This window comes from Burkholderia sp. 8Y, from assembly GCF_902506145.1.
Classification (GTDB): Bacteria; Pseudomonadota; Gammaproteobacteria; order Burkholderiales; family Burkholderiaceae; genus Caballeronia.
This window is the reverse complement of record NZ_LR733519.1, coordinates 570,043-592,017: the sequence shown is the minus strand read 5'-3', so window position 1 is coordinate 592,017 and position 21,975 is coordinate 570,043. Positions and strand designations below refer to the sequence as shown.

The 21,975-nt window shown below is 60.9% G+C and carries 20 protein-coding genes; 4 read left to right on the top strand and 16 right to left on the bottom strand.

The window, feature by feature from the left end:
- The first annotated feature begins 21 nt into the window (after window positions 1-21).
- Entirely contained in the window at window positions 22-1,230 is a 1,209-nt protein-coding gene (locus GV035_RS02635) for a carboxylate--amine ligase (RefSeq protein ID WP_201303888.1), read from the top strand.
- A 75-nt stretch (window positions 1,231-1,305) separates the two neighbouring features.
- On the opposite strand, the gene GV035_RS02630 is transcribed toward GV035_RS02635, so the two are convergent.
- The 11 genes from GV035_RS02630 to GV035_RS02580 form a co-directional block, all read right to left on the bottom strand.
- Window positions 1,306-1,569: a hypothetical protein gene (locus GV035_RS02630; protein WP_159833118.1), complete on the bottom strand. Its 264-nt coding sequence runs from the start codon at window positions 1,567-1,569 to the stop codon at window positions 1,306-1,308.
- A 90-nt stretch (window positions 1,570-1,659) separates the two neighbouring features.
- A complete protein-coding gene (locus GV035_RS02625) occupies window positions 1,660-3,345 on the bottom strand; it encodes a hypothetical protein (RefSeq protein WP_159833116.1) in 1,686 nt (561 codons plus the stop codon).
- 52 nt (window positions 3,346-3,397) lie between these two features.
- On the bottom strand, window positions 3,398-4,864 hold the full coding sequence (locus tag GV035_RS02620; RefSeq protein WP_159833114.1) for an oligosaccharide flippase family protein: 1,467 nt from the start codon (window positions 4,862-4,864) through the stop codon (window positions 3,398-3,400).
- Window positions 4,865-4,942: 78 nt separating this feature from the next.
- Window positions 4,943-5,281 carry a glycosyltransferase gene (locus GV035_RS02615; protein ID WP_268892224.1) on the bottom strand — a complete coding sequence of 113 codons (339 nt, stop codon included), beginning with the start codon at window positions 5,279-5,281 and terminating at the stop codon, window positions 4,943-4,945.
- Window positions 5,282-5,661: 380 nt separating this feature from the next.
- The gene (locus GV035_RS02610) at window positions 5,662-6,009 is read right to left on the bottom strand and encodes a DUF4148 domain-containing protein (RefSeq protein WP_159833110.1); all 348 of its coding nucleotides are present in this window, start codon (window positions 6,007-6,009) and stop codon (window positions 5,662-5,664) included.
- Between the two features lie 637 nt (window positions 6,010-6,646).
- Complete coding sequence (locus GV035_RS02605) at window positions 6,647-8,560, bottom strand: hybrid sensor histidine kinase/response regulator (protein ID WP_159833108.1); 1,914 nt, start codon at window positions 8,558-8,560, stop codon at window positions 6,647-6,649.
- A complete protein-coding gene (locus GV035_RS02600; protein ID WP_159833106.1) occupies window positions 8,557-10,311 on the bottom strand; it encodes an ATP-binding response regulator in 1,755 nt (584 codons plus the stop codon). The genes GV035_RS02605 and GV035_RS02600 overlap by 4 nt, the downstream gene beginning before the upstream one ends.
- A complete protein-coding gene (locus GV035_RS02595; RefSeq protein ID WP_159833104.1) occupies window positions 10,311-11,384 on the bottom strand; it encodes an ATP-binding SpoIIE family protein phosphatase in 1,074 nt (357 codons plus the stop codon). The genes GV035_RS02600 and GV035_RS02595 overlap by 1 nt, the downstream gene beginning before the upstream one ends.
- The gene (locus tag GV035_RS02590; RefSeq protein ID WP_159833102.1) at window positions 11,369-11,809 is read right to left on the bottom strand and encodes an anti-sigma regulatory factor; all 441 of its coding nucleotides are present in this window, start codon (window positions 11,807-11,809) and stop codon (window positions 11,369-11,371) included. The genes GV035_RS02595 and GV035_RS02590 overlap by 16 nt, the downstream gene beginning before the upstream one ends.
- A 22-nt stretch (window positions 11,810-11,831) precedes the next feature.
- On the bottom strand, window positions 11,832-12,191 hold the full coding sequence (locus GV035_RS02585) for an STAS domain-containing protein (RefSeq protein WP_159833100.1): 360 nt from the start codon (window positions 12,189-12,191) through the stop codon (window positions 11,832-11,834).
- A 52-nt stretch (window positions 12,192-12,243) separates the two neighbouring features.
- On the bottom strand, window positions 12,244-13,161 hold the full coding sequence (locus tag GV035_RS02580) for an STAS domain-containing protein (protein WP_159833098.1): 918 nt from the start codon (window positions 13,159-13,161) through the stop codon (window positions 12,244-12,246).
- A gap of 395 nt (window positions 13,162-13,556) precedes the next feature.
- Here GV035_RS02580 and GV035_RS02575 point away from each other — a divergent pair, with 395 nt between their 5' ends.
- The 3 genes from GV035_RS02575 (at window position 13,557) to GV035_RS02565 (ending at window position 16,606) form a co-directional block, all read left to right on the top strand.
- Window positions 13,557-14,936 (top strand): nucleobase:cation symporter-2 family protein, encoded by a 1,380-nt coding sequence (locus tag GV035_RS02575; protein WP_159833096.1) that lies wholly within the window; start codon window positions 13,557-13,559, stop codon window positions 14,934-14,936.
- 25 nt (window positions 14,937-14,961) lie between these two features.
- Window positions 14,962-15,795: an alpha/beta hydrolase gene (locus GV035_RS02570; RefSeq protein ID WP_159833094.1), complete on the top strand. Its 834-nt coding sequence runs from the start codon at window positions 14,962-14,964 to the stop codon at window positions 15,793-15,795.
- Window positions 15,796-15,979: 184 nt separating this feature from the next.
- The gene (locus GV035_RS02565) at window positions 15,980-16,606 is read left to right on the top strand and encodes a phasin family protein (protein WP_159833092.1); all 627 of its coding nucleotides are present in this window, start codon (window positions 15,980-15,982) and stop codon (window positions 16,604-16,606) included.
- A gap of 13 nt (window positions 16,607-16,619) precedes the next feature.
- Here the strand turns inward: GV035_RS02565 and xth are convergent, their stop codons facing one another.
- From xth to GV035_RS02540, 5 genes are all read right to left on the bottom strand, one after another.
- Window positions 16,620-17,420 (bottom strand): exodeoxyribonuclease III, encoded by an 801-nt coding sequence (gene xth / locus GV035_RS02560; protein WP_159833090.1) that lies wholly within the window; start codon window positions 17,418-17,420, stop codon window positions 16,620-16,622.
- Window positions 17,421-18,158: 738 nt separating this feature from the next.
- Entirely contained in the window at window positions 18,159-19,043 is an 885-nt protein-coding gene (locus GV035_RS02555; RefSeq protein ID WP_159833088.1) for an ABC transporter permease, read from the bottom strand.
- Window positions 19,040-19,864, bottom strand: a complete 825-nt coding sequence (locus GV035_RS02550) for an ABC transporter ATP-binding protein (RefSeq protein WP_159833086.1) — start codon at window positions 19,862-19,864, stop codon at window positions 19,040-19,042. Before GV035_RS02550 ends, GV035_RS02555 begins: the two co-directional genes overlap by 4 nt.
- Before the next feature lie 111 nt (window positions 19,865-19,975).
- Window positions 19,976-20,995, bottom strand: coding sequence for an ABC transporter substrate-binding protein (locus GV035_RS02545; RefSeq protein ID WP_159833084.1), 1,020 nt, complete (start codon window positions 20,993-20,995; stop codon window positions 19,976-19,978).
- Between the two features lie 42 nt (window positions 20,996-21,037).
- Window positions 21,038-21,934 carry a TauD/TfdA dioxygenase family protein gene (locus GV035_RS02540; protein WP_159833082.1) on the bottom strand — a complete coding sequence of 299 codons (897 nt, stop codon included), beginning with the start codon at window positions 21,932-21,934 and terminating at the stop codon, window positions 21,038-21,040.
- Between the last annotated feature and the right edge of the window lie 41 nt (window positions 21,935-21,975).

Here is a 21,975-nt window from a genome sequence, read left to right as displayed (position 1 = left end):
TAAGCAACCCTACGGACATCCATGCGAACAGTGACGAAATCAGGCGAAACAGAGGCCGTAGTCGTGGGATGTTCGCTCAATGGACTTGGTGTCGCTCGTTCCTTGGTACGTGCCGGCATAAATGTTACCGCGGTCGGCACCAGATACACTGGTGCCGCGCTATGGTCTCGTCACGCTTCAGCGCATCTCATCAGAGGCTTTACCGGCGAGCCGTTCATAGAGGATATGATCGAACTAGGCAAGACGTTCACTCGCCGCCCCATCCTTTTTTTGACGCTTGAAGAGTGCGTCCATCCAGTGTCAGAAGGTCGCGAACGGCTGTCTAAATGGTTTCGCATTCGCCTGCCCGACGATCACTCCGTCAAGATTTTAAGCGACAAGTCCAAATTTCACGAGTTCGCCTCCGGACACGGCTTTCCAGTCCCACGCTCCGTTGTCCTTGAGACGGAGAACGACCTTGAAAAGCTATCGCAGCTACAGTTTCCTTGCGTCCTTAAGCCTGACGACAAGCGCAAAGTTCTGGTGGGAAGTGTAGACCGGGCAGTGCTTGCGTCCTCCTTGGTCGACGCTCAGGAGCAGGCGCGCTCGACCTTGACCGCTGGGATCAAGGTAATCGCCCAGGAATGGATTGAGGGACCCGACTCGAACATATACTTTACCCTTTTCTATCGGGGCGCTAGCGGACGGAATGTGTCTGCCTTCACGGGCCGTAAGCTGCTTAGCTATCCTCGTCAAGTCGGAAGCACGGCCGTATGTGTGGGGGCACCTGAAGTCCGTAGAATGCTCGAACCAATGACAATGGACTTTGCGGAACGCGCCGGTTTCGAAGGCATGGGAAGCATGGAATACAAGTGGGACGAGAACTACAAAAAATTCATGATGATCGAGCCCACGGTCGGAAGGACGGATTGGCAGGAAGAAATTGCCACGCTTTGCGGCACGAATATTCCCGCAGCCGCCTTCAGGCACGAAGTCGGCTTGCCGCCGGCGCGGGATGACGCGGAAGTAACAGGTGTGGCTTGGCGCGCTTCAATTGCCGACCGCGTCCCTCGTCACTTGCGAACTGGGCCCATGCGAGTCTTCGACGGGTATTTCCGGTGGGACGATCCGCTGCCCGCTCTGCAGCACTACTGCCTGGTCAACCCAATCCGTCATATATTGAAACGATGGAAAAGCAAGACAGGTTTCGATCCATCCGGCGATAGCCCGGGCAGAAAGGTCGCCGGTTAGCAGAAGCTACGACGAACGCTGAACGTTCCGCGCAGGTGAGGCGCTTCACGAGAGCATCTCATTAGCAGCGACGGTTTAGTAATCGGAACTGCTCATCTCGCGCGGCATAGCGACGTCCTCGACGTCCGGTTCATCGGTAGCAGCGGGGATACCGGGATCTCCCACGGGCACCCTTTTGACTTGCTTGTGGGCGGCTTGATACGTTCTCAGGATGATAACAAGGTCCTTTACCGGAACAGCTGCAAAGTGCATTCGCAACGCGTCCGCTCGCTCGACCAAAGCATTGACGCGTTCGACACAGATTTCCTCGGAAGGTTTCGGTTTCGGTCTTGCATGCATGTCAGCGCTCCGTATGCTTAAGTGGAGGTTCGAGCAGGTCGAACCGATGTCATTGCATCACCCGTGACGGGAATGGGGGTGCCTAGCCGTTCACGGACGGTTGCCGCGCAAAAATGATTGACTCGCCCTTGAACCGTGATCCAACTTCCTATAAACGCCCGACCCGAAATCATTATTTTCGATCATAAAGATGCTCGTTTTCCCCGGATTCCTACCGAAGTTGTCCGTCGCGAGGCTAATCCGGAATCCTTGTATAGAATTGTCCACAACGGTGAACTTTGCGTCCGAATTGTAGTCATCTGACCACAAGTAGATCGCAATAGACAGGCTTCTTTGGTCAACCGTCATTACCAAAGTATTTGCAGCTACCACCGCTCGGCCGCCGTTGTGGAGTTGCCCGATCTGCATGGCATAATAGGGCGGTAACAGCGGGCGAGTAAATACGGTGCTGTTGCTCATTACGTTCACGTACCGAAGATTATTTGCGACAAAATTGATGCGAGTGTCAAGGAGCTCGTTCCCTTCGAACGTCAGCGATTCGACACATCCCGAACTAGTATCGATGACGCCTATTGCGCCTTCAGTCGAAAATTTATTGCTCTTGACAATGAGGGATCGATTCTCAATGTCCTGAGCAGCGTTGTATACGCGAACATGCGGATAGTCTGCGCGAGCCTGTCGAGATAGATTTTCGACGAACGAGATACCCACGTTCCACCAAAAGATTGTCAAGTTGCCGTTCTTGCAATGGCTCACTCGGTTCTGACTTGCCGAGCAGTCGACGCATCCTTCAAAGTCAATACCAACATCCGAGGCGGCATCAACCTCGCACCTCACGACGTGGACGTCGTCGCCCATGGAACCCCAAACCCCCGCGATGCAGTTGACCGCCTTGACGTTCGTTACCTTTCCATCTATACACTTGCGCCGGTTCCCTATCGCACCGTCGACTGCAGGGTCAGAATCGCCCCCCCACCATTGCACTCCGAACGGAACGTTTGCAAAGCTGCAATCCGTCACTGACCAGTGCACGCAATACCTAAAGAGAACGGCCGCTCGCGCGTCTGGGCTCGACGCCACATCTTCTGCGGTGCATCCAGTGACGCTCAAATAGGCACTACCATTGAATGCGGCATCGCTGGGCTCTATGGTTACTCGATGGTATTTATCGTCGGCTTCTCGAGCAGGCAAAAACGCGGCGATCGCTATTCCTTTGGCCGACAGCCGTGCGACGGATGCCTGTTTCACGTTATATCCGGCGAGTACGTATCCAGTCATTGAGCCGCTCGAATCGACAACAGAGAAATTCTCGAGTCGGAAACCCGCAACGCGTTCGGCCGCAAAAATTGAAAAGACTGTGCCGAGAACTGGTTTAGTCCACTGGAGAACGGTAGCGTCCCCTGCCCCTACCAACGTACTGCCGCTCTTGAGTCTCAGCGTATCGTCAATGCGATAATGGCCAGCCGCCAGTCTAACCGGCGTGCCCGATATGATGGCGGCTTGAATGGCACACCAGTCGATCTCATGGTGTAGTCCGCTTGCGAATGGGTACACCGCACGTGCGGCAGCGAGTGTGGCGAAGCGCGTCGACAATGGATGCGATAGTCCATCGGCTATCGCTCCGAACGCCGCTGGCACGGCCGGTGCCCGAACGGCGTTTGTGCCATTCGTGGGCGCGGCGCGCATTCGCATACCAGCGCTTGATAACACTGCGAATGCGGCGGTCGCCTTCAGAGAGGCAAGCAGCCTGCGTCTCGACTCTTTGAGTTGCCTCATGTGAATAGTCGCTCATTGGTTCGCGGGGAGATGATGGCAGCATTCCTCTGAGTCATAGTCCGCTTCTTGGCGACAGCCGTTGCCAAGAGGACCGCACAAAACCTTGAAACGTCAAAGATGTGCTAAAGGACAGCCCGAAGCTGGCCGCAACAAGTACTGCGCCCAACGCCAGCTCCATTAAGTTTCCAAGCGATAAAGTGGTAAGCCATAGATCGGCCAACAAAAACGGGAACTGGGAAAGCATGCAAAGTATCGTAGGCCATGCTTGCACGCGCGACACGTAAACCAAGAGGAGATATTCAAACATGGCTCGCAATACCGCTGCGACGGCCGCCCCCATCAGCCCAAACCGATTGATCGCGATATAAAGGATGAGCATGTACAGACATAATTGCAGAAGCGATGCTCTTGCGGCGCTGGCTGCACTGACCTGCGACTGGATGAGAATTCGGGTGACGTCCGCTTGGCCGCCTAACCACATAGCGATGATCAGTGCGCGCCCAATAGGAGCCGCAATCAAGGCTAGGTCGCCGCCCACCCATGCCTGCAAGAACGGGCCGACCGCAGTCATCGCCATTATCGATAGCGGCGTGAATATTGCCACAAGGAGCCCTAGGGACTGTTGCGTGAGAATCCTCGCCTGATCTCGGCTCGCTGCCGAGAGCCGCGGAAACAAAGTCCGCCCGAGCGCGATCGACACGATGTTTAGCCGCGTCACAAGGTTCTTAGGCACTGTGTAGCAGGCGACGGTCCGAGCTCCAAATGTCGCCCCAACGACAAGCCGATCAATCGAATCCGTCACCATAGTTACGACTGTCGTTACGAGCATCCAACCACCGAAATTCAACAATCGCCGAACGGTGTCCAACCTTGGCCGGCACATCTTGCGAAACTTGAGTACACGGGACGATTCGACAAGGAGTTGCAGACCTGTCAGCGAGCGAACAATCATTGCCGAACCCAGAACAATCCCGACAGTCGGACCGAATAACCACACTGAAAAAAGCGGAACCAGCTGAAATAAAATGGTGCCAGAAGTCTGAATCATGTTGAACGCGGTAAAGCGCTCAGCGCCAGCTAAAGCGGCCGAGAAGACGCAAGAACCACTCGCGACAGGAACAGCTAACGCCAGTAAAGGCAGACTATTTCTCACCTCTTGCGTTAGCGTTGCGGTTGGATCCATCCAGTACCTGCTATAGGCCCATCCGCAGATATATACCGCAATGCCAATCACTAGGCTGGCTGCAAGGTTTGACCAGAAGGCGCTCCAGAGCAGGTCGCGACACGTGACTAGGTCATCACTTGAAAAAGCTGGAGCAATTTGGTTCTGCGTCGCCACGCTCATCGCAAAGCCTAGGACGTTGAAATAGTCGATTAGCACCCATATCAGCGCGACAGCCCCGAAGCGTTCCAGCCCTAGCAGATGCACGTACGCTGGCACGGTAGCAAGTGATACAAACGTCGGCAGCAACAGGCCTGCGAAATTAATCGCCGTGTTTTTGACGATGCGGCTATCCATGGAATAAGGACTTGCTTTTCGGCAGTACAACCATTTTTGGGCTCATGCCGTTGGGCGACGAATGATGCGCTCGCCGACTCATGACACGCGGTGACCTTGCGCTAGTTCGGCTGTTACATCTAGCATCGTCAGAACGGTTTCGACCTTTGCCGCAACGTCTGACCATTTGAACTCCTTAGCGCGAATTACGCCCTTCTCGGCAAGGGTGCGACGCAGTTGGGAGTCTTCCAAAAGCCGCTTTGCTGCCATCGAAATCTCTTCAACAGATACGGGATCCACGAGTATGGCTGCGCCGCCCGCAATTTCTGGCATTGCCGTACAGTTCGACGTCACAACCGGGGTTCCGCAAGCCATGCTCTCGACTATCGGTAAGCCGTTACTGTTTTCGGTTCCGTTAGAAACCGGTCGCTCACTCAACGTACTGACGATGATTTATTCCATCCTAAGATGAAAAAACCTTCCTCTGATACTTCGTGTGAGACTCTTGATACTGTTGCTTTTGCTGCAGCGCCTAAGCACCACAACCGCACTCGCCATCAAGCGCCCACACTTATCGGCTGTTAGTTTTTAAAGAGCATCGCACAAGGTTCGCTTCGCTTATTCGCTTGCTTTCTTGCGCGCCGTCATTCAACGGGAGGCGAATTATGACTGGCGCAATACACTTGGGTCAACCCCTTTTCGAAATTATTTTTTCTGACGATGAACGCCGGAAAAAGAGCAGAGGAAAAGCGCGCCGGTGCGTCAGAGACAATGCGAGCACTCTGCATGGCGCGCCGCCGCCAACTCTATGCCGGCGCTTAGTTCCCGAAGTACGGCACGCAAAACGCCGCCGGCCCGACGCAGTTCGACGCAACCGAACCCGACGGTCCACCGCGCTGCACGGCCCCGGACGCAGCGGCTCCCGCTTGCATACCGCCATACGCCTCTTGCGAGTTCTGCGCTGCCACCTTGGCCTCCGCAGCCTGAAGGTCGGCAGGATAGGTCGCGTTTTCCCCGGATGCCGCCGAGTAGCCTGCTCTCTCCAGCTGGACGAGTTCGGCCTTGACCTGCGCACGAGTCAGCGGGGCGCCCTCGTTCTGCGCGAACACAGCCGTCGGCGCGATAGCAACAGCGACCGACAGTACAACGCTAGCGATGGTATTCATGGTGAATGCAAACTCCGACGAGATTAGGTTGACATGGATCGATTCCGATCCGCAAACCTCGCTCGGCCCGGGTTCCAAGCATTGAGGCTTCGAATGGTTAACCGCGACACATGGCGTTCTATTCCATGAGTCGTCAGAGCGAAACGGGCGTTCGTAGAACCGGCGCACGATGTACATGTGTCACTTAATGCTTCGCATGTCCAACCGCGAACGCTAACCGCCTATGCGACCGCGTCGCTTACGGGCTGGCTTCAACGCACCGACGTGTCCACGCCCACTGTTGCGATAGTCACCACGTTGCCCAAAGCCTCGACGCTTCGTATTGGCACGAACTCACACGTTACCAATCAAGAGGAACCAACGGAGCAATCCATCTTCTTTTAATTAGTAATCCAATCTATTAAGGTCGCTTGACCACGCTGTCAGCAGCGTGGTCGCATGATGACAAGCCTTCTTTCCAAGCCCACTTCTAGGGCAATTTTTTTGTCGTCGGCTCGTCGCTACAAGTGAGCAAACACGCCGCGCTCGAACGATCTGGCGCAACGCTTCTCGACGTGCTCGATGCACCGATCGCTTACCAGCAGCCCGAACGCCGACAAGCGCCCACGCAACGCAAACCGCACACGACAAAGAACCGCTACGCCCCAAACCGGCCGAGCACGGCTTTCAGAATCTCCGCGAACGCCACCGGCTTCACCAGATGATGATCGAAGCCCGCTTCCTTGGATCGCTGTCTATCATTCGCCTGCCCGTATCCGGTCACGGCAATCATCAGCGCATCCTGCGTGGCGGGACGCGAACGCATTTCGGCCGCGAGCGTGTAACCGTCCATTCCCGGCAGTCCGATGTCCAGCAGAACGATCTGCGGTGCGAACATATCGCTGATCGCGAGCGCGGTGGTCGCATCGTGCGCGGTGCGGACATCGAAGCCATCGGCTTCGAGGAGCAAGGACATCGCGGTGGCGGCGTCCACGCTGTCATCGACGAGCAAGACGCGCTTGCCGCCGCTCACGTGGGCCGGCACATGCTCGACGGGACGCGGCGCAACCTCCGCCTCCTTCGCGAGCGGCAGCCACACGACGAACTCGCTGCCCTGCTGGGGTCCCGCCGAATGCGCGTCGATACGCCCGCCCTGCAATTCGACAAGCGTCTTCGCGAGCGGCAAGCCGATGCCGAGCCCGCCTTCCGAGCGTTCGAGCGATGTCTCCGACTGCACGAACAAATCGAAGATATGTGGCAGCATGTCCGCCGCGATGCCTATGCCCTTGTCGCGCACGGTAATACGAACTTCGTCGCCGGCCTGCTCGGTCTCGATGGCGATCTCGCCGTCTTCGAGACTGTACTTCGATGCGTTCGACAGCAGATTGCCAAACACCTGCGCGATCCGCACACTGTCACCGATGATAAAGAGCGGCTTATCCGCGAACTTCGTCGTGAGGCGATGGCGCTTTCTTTCCAGCGCGGGCTGCGCCGTTTCGATAGCCGCTTCCACGGCCGCCGCGATATCCACGGCTTCCTGCCGCAGCGTGATCTTGCCCTGCGTGATACGCGCGACGTCGAGCAGATCGTCGACGAGCCGGCTGAGATGCCGCACCTGCCGGTCGATGATCGCGCGCACGGTCGAGAAATGCTGCGCCGAGGGCGCGCGCCCGGGGTCGAGCAGGTCCACGGCATTGCGAATCGGCGCGAGCGGATTGCGCAGTTCGTGCGCGAGCATCGCGAGAAATTCGTCCTTGCGCCGGTCCGCGTCGCGCAGCAGTATCTCGGCGGCCTTGCGCTCGGAGATATCGTTGACGATGCCCGCGATGCGCGCTGGCCGCCCCTGCGTGCCTTTCACCAGCGACGCGCGTTCAGCCACCCAGCGCGGCTCGCCCTGCGCGCGCGCGATGCGGTATTCCACCTGATACGGCGCGCCACTCGCCAGCAATTGCCGATACGCCGCCGCGACATGCTCGCGATCCAGCGGATGAATGTCGCCCGACCAGTGATCCGGGCCCGGCTGGGGCGTCGCCGCGCTTTCGTCCGAATCCCAGAGCCGCGCGTAAGCGGGACTGACATAGAGCAGGCGGTTCGCGGCGGGATCGAGCATCCAGAAGACGTCGTCGATATTCTCGGCAAGCTGGCGGAATCGCTCTTCGCTTTCGCGCAGCGCGTTTTCCGCAAGCCGCACGCGCAACAGCGCGCGCACGTGCGCGATGAGTTCGGCTGGCTCCACCGGCTCGGTCAGATAGCTGTCGGCGCCGCCTTCGAGACCGCGAATGCGATCGAGGCTATGCACTGCCGCCGCCGATGTTTGCAGCACGAGCGTGCCCGCCGTTTCCGCCGACGCCTTGATCTGCCGGCACACTTCGAGGCCGTTGATATCGGGCAGTTTCACGTCGAGCAGCACGAGATCCGGCGATTCCGCGCGCACGCGTTCGAGCGCCGCCGTGCCCGTGCCCGCCTCGATCACGTTGAAGCCCGCGCGCGACAGAATGCGCGTCTTCGCATAGCGCGCGCCGTCGTTGTCGTCGACGTTGAGGATCAGCACCTCGCTCCAGTCGCTTCTCATGTCGCCAGCCCTTCCCCGCGACGCAAGCCGTCCATCGCGTTCGACACCATTTCGAGTACGCCGGCCAGCTCGCCGCCGGAGATCGGCTTCTGGATGAACGCGGCAGCGCCGAGCGCCTCGGCCTCATTGCGATCCTCGGCCTCGCCGAGCACGACGACCGGCACATTGCGCGTCGCGGCCTGCGCGCGCAGCGCGGCAAGCCAGATCCACGCTTCGGACGCCGCGGGCCGCACCGCGAGCAGCAGCGCGGCGGGCGGCGTGCGTGCGAGCGCACGGCTCGCTTCCTCGAGCGTCGCGGCGCTCGCCGTGCGATACGGCGAAGCCTTGAGCGCCGCTTCGCAATCGAGCCGCTCGATCGGATTGCTCGCGACGACCAGCACCATCGGGCGCGCGTCGCCGTCCGCGGCCTGCGCGCTGTCGGAGGCGCCATAGACCGCCGGAATCGTCGCGATGAACGTGGAGCCGCGCCCGAGTTCGCTCTCTAGCGACACATCGCCGCCGAGCAGCTTGCAGAGTTTTCTGCACAGCGGCAGGCCGAGTCCCGTGCCCTTCACATATTGCTGCAGCCGGTTCTCGACCTGTCCGAACTCTTCGAACACGACGTGCTGATGCTCGGGCGCAATGCCGATGCCGGTGTCCGTCACCGAGAAGGTGATCAGACGGCGCACTTCGTCATAGCTCGCCGACACGCGCACTTCGCCGCGCTCGGTGAACTTGAGCGCGTTCGACACGAAATTGCGCAGCACCTGCGCGACCTTGGCCTCGTCGGTGCAAACGGGGGGCAGACCTTCGCACGAATCGAAGATCAGTTCCACCGCGCCGCCCGGCGTGAGCGGACGCAGCATGCCGCGCAGCGCGGAAAAAAGCGTATCGACTTCGAATTGCGCGGCGCGCACTTCGATCTTCCCTGCTTCGATCTTCGCGAGGTCGAGCAGGTCGTCGACCGTTTCGGAGAGATCCTCCGCCGCCTTGCGAATGAAGCGCACCTGCTTTTCCTGCTCCTCCGTTAGCTCGCCGTCGATGCGGTCGAGCAGCAGCTTGGAGAGCGCGCGGATCGACGAAAGCGGCGTGCGAAATTCGTGGCTCATGTTCGACAAGAACCGCGACTTCGATTCATCCGCGCGGCGCAGATGATCCGCGCGTGCGTCGAGCTCGGCGTACAGCGCGACGACGCCGCGATTCGTGTCTTCCAGTTCGCGCGTGAGGCGCGTCAGTTCTTCCTGCCGCTCGCGCAAGTCGGCGAGCGCGCCGATCAGTTCGCGGTTCTGGCGCGCCAGTTCGGTCGTCGAATCTTCGCTGTCCTGGCTCGACAGCGTCGCGGAAATGGCCTGCGCCGCGTTCGCGTCGAACGGCGCGTTGTCGGGCAGCGCCTTCGCGAGCGAGATGGCCGTGCCGCCGCCCGCTTCGTCGGCGATCGCGCACTGGTCCATCAGGCGCTGCGCCGCGAGCAGGCCGAGCGCGGCTTGCGAATCGTCGTTCTTTATCGCGCGAAGCCGCTCGCCCGCGCTCGCGCACGCCAGAAAACGCACGACGAAGCGCGGCGGATACGTCGCGTCGTCCAGCAGGAAATCCGCCCGCGCGTGCGGGCCGGCGGTCAGCACCGTGCGCGCGGCTTCGAGCACCGACGTGGAGATGCGCGTCTGGTCCTGCGCCGAGAAGCCGAGCGCGGCGCTCGCCTCGCGCGCCTTGCGGCGGGCCGCGACGATATCGCGCTCGCCGTCGATCTGCATCGAGTAGAGCGAGAAGCTCATCACGCGCCCCCGGCCGCGCGGGCGACGAACACGGTGACGTCGTCGCGGCCACGCGAGAAGTCGCGATACAGCACCGCTGCGACGAGCGCCGGATGCCGCGCGCTCAGGCCCGGATAGCGCGCGAGATCCCAGCGCGAACCGATTCCATCCGAGTGCAGCACGACGAGCGCACTGGGCGGATACGGCACGTCGAATTGCTGCACGCGCCGCGCGCCATGCCCGACGATGCCGCTGTGCGACACCAAATGCCGGTGCGAACTTTCCGTCCACACGCTCGCCGCGATGTTGCCAATTCCAGTGAACGCGACCTTCGCGCCGCTCGCCGATGCCGTGCTCGCCAGCGTCGGCATGCGCGCGATGCCGACCGCCGCGCCGCGCGTGGGACGCAAGGCTTCGTTCGCGATCTCCATGATGCGTTCGAGCGGCGCGTCCCCGTGGGAGCCGAGCACGCGCGCCGCTTCGACCGCCGCGACGTTGGCGAGCGGTCCGTGGCCGAGGCCATCCGCGACGAGCACGGTGAAGCCGTTATCGCCCGCGCTGCAGGACCACGCGTCGCCGGAGACGGTCTCGGTGCGAAGCGGCAGGTTGACGACGCCATACGTCACGCGCGCAGGCGCGGCGGGATCGGCGGCGACAGGCGCGGCCGCGCGGTTCCAGCAGACGACGCGCATCACGGTGCCCTGTTGCGGCATGCTCCAGATGTCGAGTTCGCCGGAGAGACGCCGGATCGCGCCCATGCCGTTGCCGGGGCTGCCCGCCGTCGTGTAGCCGTCCTCGAAGCAGCGGTACAGATCGTGGATGCCGGGCCCGCTATCGACGCACAGAATCTCGATGCCGTAACGCTCGCCCGCGTCCATGAGCGGACGCACGAGCAGCTCGCCGCTGCCGGCATGCTTGAGCAGATTGGTGCCGCATTCGGTGACGACGATCGCGAGCTCGCCCGCAATGGTCTCGTTGAAACCGAGCCCGCGCGCAAGCTCGCCGATGGAGCGTCGCGCAGAGGCAATCTGGGTCGCCTCGGCGATCTCGTGGCGCTGTTGCGCCGCCATCGACTCCTTTAGAACGGTTTCCATTTCGTGATCGAGACGTGCGTGCCTTCACCCGGCGCAGAGCGGATATCGAATTCGTCGCACAGGCGTTTCGCGCCGCCGAGGCCGAGGCCAAGGCCGCTGCCGGACGTGTAGCCGTCCGAGAGCGCGCGGGGGATGTCGGGAATGCCCGGCCCCGTATCGACGAATTCCAGTTTGAGGCCACGGCGGCCATTGCGCTCGACGAGCGTGCAATGCACGTCGCCGCCGCCACCGTAGATGAGGGTGTTGCGTGCCAGTTCGCTTGCCGCCGTCACGAACTTGGTCTGATCGATGAGGGACAAGCCCTGCGCCACTGCCTTCTCGCGCACGAACTGGCGCAGCCGCACGATCTGCTCGTCCGAGCGGATCGGCAGCGTCTCGGCCGGTGAAGAGGCAGCGCGCGCTGCCGAGGAATCGAAGGTGATCATGGAATGGTTCGCTTCGCGGCCGTCAGCCCGCGCCGCCCCCGGTAAGCAGCGCCATGCCTTTTTCCACATTGAGCGCCGTGCGAACGCCGGAGAGCGTGAGCCCCAGTTCCACGAGCGTGATCGCGACCGAAGGCTGCATGCCGACGACGACCGTCTGCGCGTCGAGCACGCGCGCCATCGCCGCCGTGTTGCCGATCATGCGTCCGATGAACGAATCGACCACGTCGAGCGACGAAATGTCGATCAAGACGCCCTTCGCGCCGTCCTTCACGATGCGGCTCGTCAGATCGTCCTGCAGCGCGAGCGCAAGGCGGTCGTGCATGTCCACTTGAATGGTGACGAGCAGCAGCTTGCCCATCGTGAGAATTGGAATGCGATCCATCGCTTGGGCCCTGTTCAGTCGCGGTGCATGCGGTTGAAGATCTCGCGCGCCGTCATTCCGGCTGCGACGAATCGTGCATGCCGCCGACGCCGTTGCGCGCAGCGTTTTCCTGCGCGCCTGCCGCCGTCACCGACTTGCCGGTGCGTTGCAGCGCGACGATGAACGCCGCCGCGAGCGACGCTTTCGTCGTCACGTTCGACAGGTTCACGCCCAGATGCACGATGGTCTGCGCGATCTGCGGACGAATGCCGCTGATGATGCAGTCCGCGCCCATCAGCCGCGCCGCCGCGACCGTCTTGAGCAAATGCTGCGCAACGAGCGTATCGACGGTCGGCACGCCCGTGATGTCGATGATCGCGATGGCCGCGCCGGTCTCGACGATCTTCTGCAGCAGGTTCTCCATCACGACTTGCGTGCGCGCGGAATCCAGCGTGCCGATGAGCGGCAGCGCGAGAATGCCGTCCCACAGTTGCACAACCGGCGTCGAGAGTTCGAGCAGTTCCTGCTGCTGGCGCACGATCACCTGCTCGCGGCTCGCCTGGAACACCTCGGTGGTGTAAAGGCCGAGTTCGTCGAAGAGCGAGCTGACGGTCCACGTGAGATCCGCGAGCGCGACCGGGTCGCTCGCCAGTTGCAGACGCAGACGCGCGACGAGCGGTTGCTTCAGCGAGAACACGAACATGGCGGTTTCGACCGGCGAGAAACCCTGACGGGCGCGCTGCCCCGACATATCCGCGAGAAATGCGCGCACTTCCTGCCAGTTCGACGCCTTGAAATCGACACGATCCGACGCTGCGAGCGCGGCAAGCAGCAAAGAGACGAACTGTCCGAACTGATTGCGAAGCTCGGCTTCCCCGACAAGCCCGCGCCGCGACGCGATTGCATGCTGCTGGGTGATCCATTCGGCGAGCAGTTCCGCCTGATTCGAAGTGAAGAGTTGGGCGAGTCGCGTTCCGCCGACCATTTCCATGCCGAGATCCCTGTGCGAATGATGATTTTTATGGGCGCCAAAAGCCCCGGATGTCGCTGTTCCTTTGCGTTGAAAGCATGAGGGCGCGCAGGCCGCGCCCGTCCCCGCGCAACACAAAGGCGCTCGGAATGTAGCACGCCATCTTGAAATTCAACAGTACGCTTGGCCTTGCGTCGCAAGAGTTATCGCGATTCTTGCGAAGATTCACTGCCCTTTATTTAGGGCGCGGGAAAATATGCCGGGCGTTCGTCGGTGGATGGACAAAAAGCGGTCATATGTCCTTGCCAAGAATCGCTGAGATGCGATCCCGCTTATAGCGGCACGAATATTTTTTTGCGCGCCGGCGGGTGCAATACTCGGTCGCACATCACGCGATCACATTGCCCGGAGCGCACATGGCACAAACCCACCATCCCGTCGACGAAGTGCTGCCCTCAGGACAGATGCTCGCCGTCGGCATTCAGCACGTGCTTGTCATGTATGCGGGGGCAATCGCCGTGCCGCTCATTATCGGCGCGGCGCTCAAGCTGCCGAAGGATCAGGTGGCGTTTCTGATCAGTTCGGATCTCTTTGCTTGCGGCATCGTCACGCTGATTCAGTGCATCGGCATATGGAAGTTCGGCATCCGGCTGCCCGTCATCATGGGCGTGAGTTTTGCCCCGGTCGGGCCGATGGTCGCCATGGCATCGTCAGGCGCGGGGCTGCCGGCGATATTCGGCGCGACGATTGCCGCAGGCGTGTTTGCCATCCTCATCGCGCCGTTTTTCGGGCGGCTGATGCGCTTCTTCCCGCCTATCGTGACCGGCACGATCATCCTGACCATCGGCATGACACTCTTTCCCGTTGCGATCAACTGGGCCGGCGGCGGACACGGCGCACCGCATTTCGGCGAGCCGAAGAACCTGATGATCGCGGGCATCGTGCTGCTGGCCATTCTCCTCATCAACAAGTATCTGAAGGGCTTCATCGCGAATATCTCGGTGCTCCTCGGCATGGCGATCGGCTTTCTCGTCGCGTTGCCGATGGGCGTAGTGGACTTTTCGGGCGTCGGGCGTGCCGCATGGTTCGCGCCGGTGCGCCCGTTCGCGTTCGGCTTGCCGACCTTCGACATCGCGGCCATTGCGTCGCTGTGCCTCGTGATGATCGTGATCATGGTCGAATCGCTCGGCATGTTTCTCGCGCTCGGCGATCTGACGATGCGCCCCGTCACGCGCGCCGATGCCACGCGCGGCCTGCGCACGGACGGACTCGGCACGGTCATCGGCGGCGTGTTCAATACGTTTCCGCATTCGTCGTTTTCGCAGAACATCGGGCTCGTCGGCATCACGGGTGTAAAAAGCCGCTGGGTCGTCGCGGTATCGGGCGTTATCCTGATGTTGCTCGGGCTTTTGCCGAAGCTCTCGAACCTCATTGCGTCGATACCGGTCGTCGTATTGGGCGGCGCGGGCATCGCGATGTTCGGCATGGTCGCGGCGACAGGCGTCAAGATTCTGAGCAAGGTGGACTTCGAAAGCAAAAACAACCTGCTCATCATTGCGATCAGTCTTGGCGTGGGCGTCATTCCGCTCGCGGCGCCGACATTCTTTAGCCAAATGCCCGCGTGGGCCGGCCCGCTTACGCATAGCGGCATTACACTGGCCGCGATCTTCGCGATTTGCCTGAACGCGCTCTTCAATCGCGGACAATCCACGGACCACGTACAGCGCGAAATAGCGGCGGAAATGCCTTTGAGCTTGCGTCAAGGCGATGACGCCGGCATCCGCCCGCGCGAATGAGGAACGACATGCGTTGCGGCCACTCATGATTCAAGCACTATGCGTTCTTCTTGCGGCCGTCGCTTTGGCCTATCTCTTTGCACTCGCCGCACTGTACTGGCTGCAAGGGCGGCTCGTGTATCCGCTGGAACAGATACAGGCTTTCGTCGATGCGACGCTGGAAGATAGAACCGACGTCATTACGCTCGACACGCAAGACGGCTTGCGATTGCAGGCACGCTATCGCGCGCCGCCTGACGCGCATTCAGCGACCGTGCTGCTTTTTCATGGCAACGGAGAAGACCTGACGCAACGCGGGCACATTGCGCTGGAACTGATCGAAGCCGGCTACGGCGTGCTGCTTGCGGAATATCGCGGCTATGGCGGCAATCCCGGCAAGCCGCACGAGGCAGGGCTCTATGCCGATGCACGCGCCGCCTACGCCTACGCCGCCGCGCGCTCGCCGTTTATCGTGCTGCACGGCTATTCGCTGGGCTCCGGCGTGGCCGTGCAGCTTGCAAGCGAAGCGCGCATCGATGCGCTCATACTTGAAGCGCCGTTCACGAGCATCGTCGATGTCGCGGCGGCCCGCTTTCGGTTCTTTCCGGTTCGCGCCCTGGCTCGCGACCGCTACGACAATCTTTCGAAGATCGCCTGCGTGCGCGCGCCCGTGCTCATCTACGGCGGAACGCGGGACTTCGTGGTGCCGCCGGTCCATTTCCAGCGTCTTTTCGATGCTGCCCGAGGCGACAAGCATCTTGCGATGATCGAAGACGCCGATCATCTCGACGCGTGGCGCAACGGGGGACGCGCGCACGTCATGCAATTTTTGGCGTCGCTTGAGCACGCGCGACCGGCAAAGATGTACAGCGCGACGTGACCGGTCGTGCTTGAAAAATTCGGGGTTTCAATGGGAACCGGGATACCTTTGCTTCGTCTGAATCAACTCATAAGGCGCGGGCCGCGCCGCTTCACTTCGCGCTGAATGCGAAATGAGTGTGTGGCTTGCCCGCCCCGCGTTCGTCATTTACCGATAGTCATTCGGCTTACGAAAGGAGCGGTCAATGTTTCAGTATCCCGGTTTCATCGCCTATCAGATGCCGTCCATCGCGCGCGCCAATCTTCAGGCATTCCTGAACGCCAGCGAACGTTTCGCGAGCGCCCTGCACGCGCTGACAGAGCTGAATGTGCAGACCGTGCGTACAGTCATCGAGGAAAGCAATACGCTGCTGCGCACCGGCGACGATACGACCCCCGGCGTGGTGCTCGGCTGGCAGTCCGTGATGCTCGCGCAGTTGCCGCAAAAGGCGGCTTCCTATAGTCAGCACGTGCTGTCGATCATCACGTCGACCGAAGCGGACATCATCGGCGAAGTGCGGAGTCAATATGAACGCAACGGCATCACGCTGAAGGGCTTGGCCGATAGCGGCGCGCAGGCGACGCAAGAGACGACGGAAACGACGAGCCTCGTCGTCACCAATCTCGCGGAAACGGCGAGCGAAGCAGCGGAGAACACGAGCGGCGTGATTCTCGATGCAAGCGGCGAGATTGCCAACGAAACGGCCAAGGAGTCCGCTGAACAGTCCACCAACGAGTCCGCCGACCAAGCGAAGCCCCTGATTCTGCCTGCGGACAATCCGGAAGGCGCGCCGGTCAAGGCGCCGCGTTCGTCGTCGCGACGCCAGAGCTAGGGACGAGCAGGTATCAGTCGGCGGCTTTCTTCTTCGTGCGCGGCTCCTTCAATACGACCCACGCGGGCGCATGATCGCTCGCGTGCGGCTCGCCGCGCACCCATTTATCGACGCCGGCATCCTGAAGTCGAGTCGCCAAGTCCTTGCTGAGCAGAAGGTGATCGATGCGCAGCCCGGAGTTCGTCTGCCAGTGCTGACGAAAATAATCCCAGAACGTGTAGATGCGTTCATCGGGATGTTTCTTGCGCAGCGCATCCGTCCAGCCCTGCGCGAGCAGCTTCGCGTAAGCGGCGCGGCTTTCGGGCTGAAGCAGCGCGTCTTTCAGCCATGAGCGCGTGTTATAGATGTCTTCGTCGGTCGGCACGACGTTATAGTCGCCCGCGAGCACCACCGGATGGCCGCTTTTGAACAGCGCCTCTGCATGCGCGTTGAAGCGTTCGAACCATGCGAGCTTGTAGTCGAATTTCGGGCCGGGCTGCGGATTGCCGTTAGGAAGATAGAGACAGCCGATCAGAATGCCATGCACCGCCGCTTCGATATAACGGCTATGCGTGTCGTCCTCGCCGCCGGGCAAGCCGCGACGGCTCAAGACCGGCTCCGTGTCTCTAGCCAGAATCGCCACGCCATTCCACGATGCCTGTCCGTGCCAGACCGCGCCGTAGCCTGCACTTCGTATGGCCGAAACGGGAAACTGGGCGTCGGTCGCCTTGAGTTCCTGCAAGCAGACGACATCCGGCGCTTCGCGTTCGAGCCATGCAAGCAAGGCATCGAGACGCGAGCGTATGCCGTTGATATTGAAGGTCGCGATTTTCATTCTGCGGTCTCCATCGGTCATGGCGTTTGATCGCCGTCGATCGTACACGCAATGCAGGATGCGTGCCGCCTCGTGATGACGTGTGCCAGTCGATTCGTGTGCGCGTCGCTTCCTTCTGCCTCGCCATACGTAGAACGCTGCGTTCGTGGACAGCGTGATGGCTACGTGTGCGTCTTTGGCTTGTTCGCCACGATCATGGCTATGACCTTGCTGCTGCTGTTCGTGCCGCTTCACCTGTAGCAGTTAGATGCGCAGTCTGGTTTCGCGTTGCGTTCGGCGGGAGTTTGGTTGCGGCGGATCGAGGCGCCGCTTCAAGAACGGTTCGCGGATAGGTTCGGCGAAAGCCCATGTTAATTCGCGCGAGCGTTGGCACCGCGATCACGATGTCGTTCATCGGCATCGTGTAGCGCGTCGGGCGACCGGAGGCGTCGGCGAATCTCAGAGCCTAAGCGTCGCATCGCATAATGGCGGGAAGACTCGTCGTGCCGCGCGTGGGCGTATTGTTCGTTGCGTTGCGTTGTCCGCAGACGTTGGTTTAACCGACGCGCAACTGATGGCGCGGCGCTGTAAGACGGGTATAGGACCGGGCCGCGATCATGACCATAGTGCGTCATAGCGCGCCCGACGCCGCCGCAACCAATTCACCCCCGCGCCATACATCGGTCATGTCACAGAAGCCGCTCGCGAGCGGCTTAAAGCGGCGCATAGCTCAGATACTTCGCTATCGCACGCCGCGCGTTACGACTGAACGCCCCAGCGCCGCACGGTCACGCGTTCGATCGTATCGAAGACGAGATGCTCGACCGCAAGACCAATCACGATCACCGCGGCCAACCCCGCGAAAACGCGGTCCGTATAGAGTTCGTTGCGGTTCTGGAAGATGTACCAGCCCAGTCCGCCCCTGCCCGAACTCGCACCGAACACGAGTTCTGCGGCGATCAGCGTGCGCCAGGCAAACGCCCAACCCACGCGCAAGCCCGCAAGAATGGAAGGCAACGCGGCGGGCACGAGAATCAGCACGACGTGCCGCAATCCCGTGAGCCCATAGTTGCGGCCGGTCATGCGCAGCGTCGAGGGCACCGCCTGAAAGCCCGCATAGGTATTGAGCGCGAGCGGCCACAGCACCGAATGCACGAGCACGAAAAGCAGACTGCCCGTCCCCAGCCCGAACCATAGCAAGGCGAGCGGCAGCAATGCAATGGACGGCAAGGGATTGAACATGGCTGTGAGCATCGAAAGAATGTCACGACCGATGCGTGTCGATACAGCGAGCGACGTCAGCACGAACGCAAGCGCCGCGCCCAGCAGATACCCGCGCAGCAGCACGGACAGGGATATCGCGGTCTTCTCGATCAACTCGCCAGAAACAACGACTTGAACGAAGGCGACACACGTCGCGCTAAAGGTCGGCAGCAGCAAGTCGTTATCGACCATGCGCGCGGCACATTCCCATAACGCGATCAGCACGAGCGCAATCAGCGTCTTGCGCAGCCACGCGTCATCTAGAACACGCTTTGCAAGCGGTATCGTCGCATCGTGCCGCCTAGCGTCGGCTGCGGGCGCGGGCGGCATCCGTTCGAACTCCGGCCGCACCGGCGGCTCGATCAACTGCGGCGTGCTCATTGCGCGGCCTCCTCTTCGAACAGCAGGCGATGAATACGCGCGACGCTTTGCTGAAAGTCGCCGCGACCCACGCTTTCCTGCGAATACTGATGACTGTTCAACTCCGCGCGCACGCGGCCGGGATGCGGCGTCAGCAACAAGATGCGATTACCGACGATGAGCGCCTCTTCTATCGAATGCGTCACGAACAGCAACGTGAAGCGTTCGTCGTTCCAGAGGCGGAGCAATTCTTCCTGCATGCGGCGGCGCGTGAGCGCATCGAGGGCGGCGAAGGGCTCGTCCATGAGAAGCACGCGCGGTTGCATGGCAAGCGCACGCGCAATGGCGACGCGCTGCTTCATGCCGCCCGAAAGCGTGTGAGGATAGGCGTCAGGGACGTGCGCAAGGCCGACCTTGTCCAGATAGTGCAGCGCCCGTTCACGCGCTTGGGCGCGGCTCAGCTTGCGCGCGACTCGCAACGGAAACGCGACGTTTTGCAGGACCGTCTTCCAGGGCGGAAGCTGATCGAATTCCTGAAACACGACAATGCGGTCGGCGCCCGGCCCGCTCACGCGCTCCCCGTCTATTTCGATGTCGCCCGCCACCGGCTCGATGAATCCCGCGACGGCCTTCAGCAAGGTAGATTTACCGCAGCCCGAAGGCCCGAGGAGCACGAAGCGGTCAGCGCCGTAGACATCGAAACTGACGTCATGCGTCGCGCGCACCAGCCGCTCGGGCGTACGGTATTCGAGCGTGACGTTGCGCGCGCTGAGCAGCTTGCTGGTCGTTGCAACGGACCTGTTGCTTTCGACCGGATACAGCACATGAGGATTGGCAGCCATGGTTGCAATGCTTGAGTGCAAACCACCACCATACCGGCGCGCGTTTCGCCGACTAACCAATGAATGCGCATATCCAATGCAGCATCGCGGATAAGCGCGCGTCTTATGCATTTAGCTGCCGTCACGCGTGGCAGGGTCGTTGAAGAAATAGTCTTGCCACGACTTGGGCTCGTTCTTGATGACGCCCACGCGGTGCATGAACTGCGCAAGCGCGAAGGTGTTCTGTGGCGCGATCTTGAACTGCACGGAAGGGTCCTTGATGACTTTGACGAGCAACTCGCGGTCTATCTTCGCCTGATTGACGCGCAGATAAATATCAGCGGCCTCGTCGGGATGCTGCGTGACGAAGCGCGCGGCGTCGGCAAGCCCATCGACAAAAGCGCGATAGGTCTTGGGATTATCGTTGCGGAATTTTTCGGTCGCATAAAGCACCGTCGCCGAACTGGGTCCGCCGAGCACGTCATAAGAGCTCAGTACGATGTGCGCCTTCGCGTTGCCGGCCAACTCTTGCTGCTGAAACGGCGGGTTGGCGAAATGCGCGTCGATTTCCGTTCCGCCCGCGATGATCGCGGCGGCTGCATCCGGATGCGGCACCGCCTGCGTCAGTTTGTCGAGGCGGTCGTATTCTTTGTCGCCCCACTTCTTGGCAGCCGCATATTGCAGAATGCGCGATTGCACCGAGACGCCCACCGCAGGCACGGCAATGCGGTCCTTCTCGGTGAAATCGGCAATCGTCTTCACGCGCGGATCATTCGATATCAGGTAATACGGCAGATTGCCGAGCGAAGCGACGCCCTTCACGTTCTGACGTCCGTGCGTGCGGTCCCAGATCGTGAGTAGCGGTCCCACGCCCGCCGCCGCGATATCCACGGAACCGGAAAGCAGCGCATCGTTGATGCTTGCGCCGCCGGAGAGTTTGGCCCAGTCCACCTTGATATCGATGCCCTGCTTCTTGCCTTCCTGCTCGATAAACTTCTGGTCGCGCGCCACGTTCAGCAGCAGATAAACCACGCCGTATTGCTCCGCGATGCGTATCGTGCCTTCCGCGAAGGCGCTGCCGGTGCCGCCGAGCGCAAGCACTAAAGCACCGATTAACGCGCGCAAAGCGCCCTTCCCTTTCCGAGAATGCATCAAAAACCCCGTGTTTTTAGGCTGTCTGTGTTTTGACTTGGCTTAGAAAGGCGTATCGCCTTCGATGGTCGTGCGATACAGCCTGCGGCGCTGATCGTCCGGCGTGCCCGCCGCCAAGTGCATGACCGAGCGGTTGTCCCAGAACACCATGTCGTGATCGCGCCATGCATGGCGATAAACGAATTCGGGCTGCACACTGTGCGCAAAGATTTCGTCGAGCAATGCGCGGCTTTCGTCGTCCGGCATGTCGACGATACGCGTGGTGAAGTGCTCGCTCACGAAAAGCGACTTGCGGCCCGTCTCCGGATGCGTCCGCACGATGGGATGCACGACGGGCTTCACTTGCGCGATCTGCTCCGGCGTGAGGTTGGGACGCCACGGGCTTCGCTTCTGCAATTCAGCGTATCTCGCGAGATAGGTGTGTTCCGCGAAGCGCCCCTCGACCGCGCGTTTCAGATGCGCCGGCAGAGCGTCCCACGCACGATGCTGATTCGCAAACAGCGTGTCGCCGCCTGTCGACGGTAATTCTTGCGCGTGAAGCATCGAGCCGAGGCTCGGCTTCTCTTTGTACGAGAGGTCCGAATGCCAGAAATGACCGGCGTCGCCGAGTCCAATCGGCTTGCCGTTTTCGATGATGTTCGACACGACAAGCACTTCGGGATAACCGGCAAGTCCGAACTGATTCAGCACATGGATTTGCAACGGCCCGAACTGCTTGCTAAAGGCGACCTGCTGCGCGGGCGTGATGTGCTGCTCACGAAACACGAGGACGTGATGATCGAGATGAGCGCGATGAATGCGCGCGAACTCCGCTTTGGACAGCGGTTGCGACAGGTCTAGCCCGAGGACTTCCGCGCCAAGGGGGCCGTCGAAGGGACGAATGACGATGTGTTGCCCGACGGCCTCGGCGGCGTCGTGAGTCGGCGAAAGAAGGGTCACGGTGTGGTCAGAAGCGGCAGAGAGACGAATAATCTACGCCC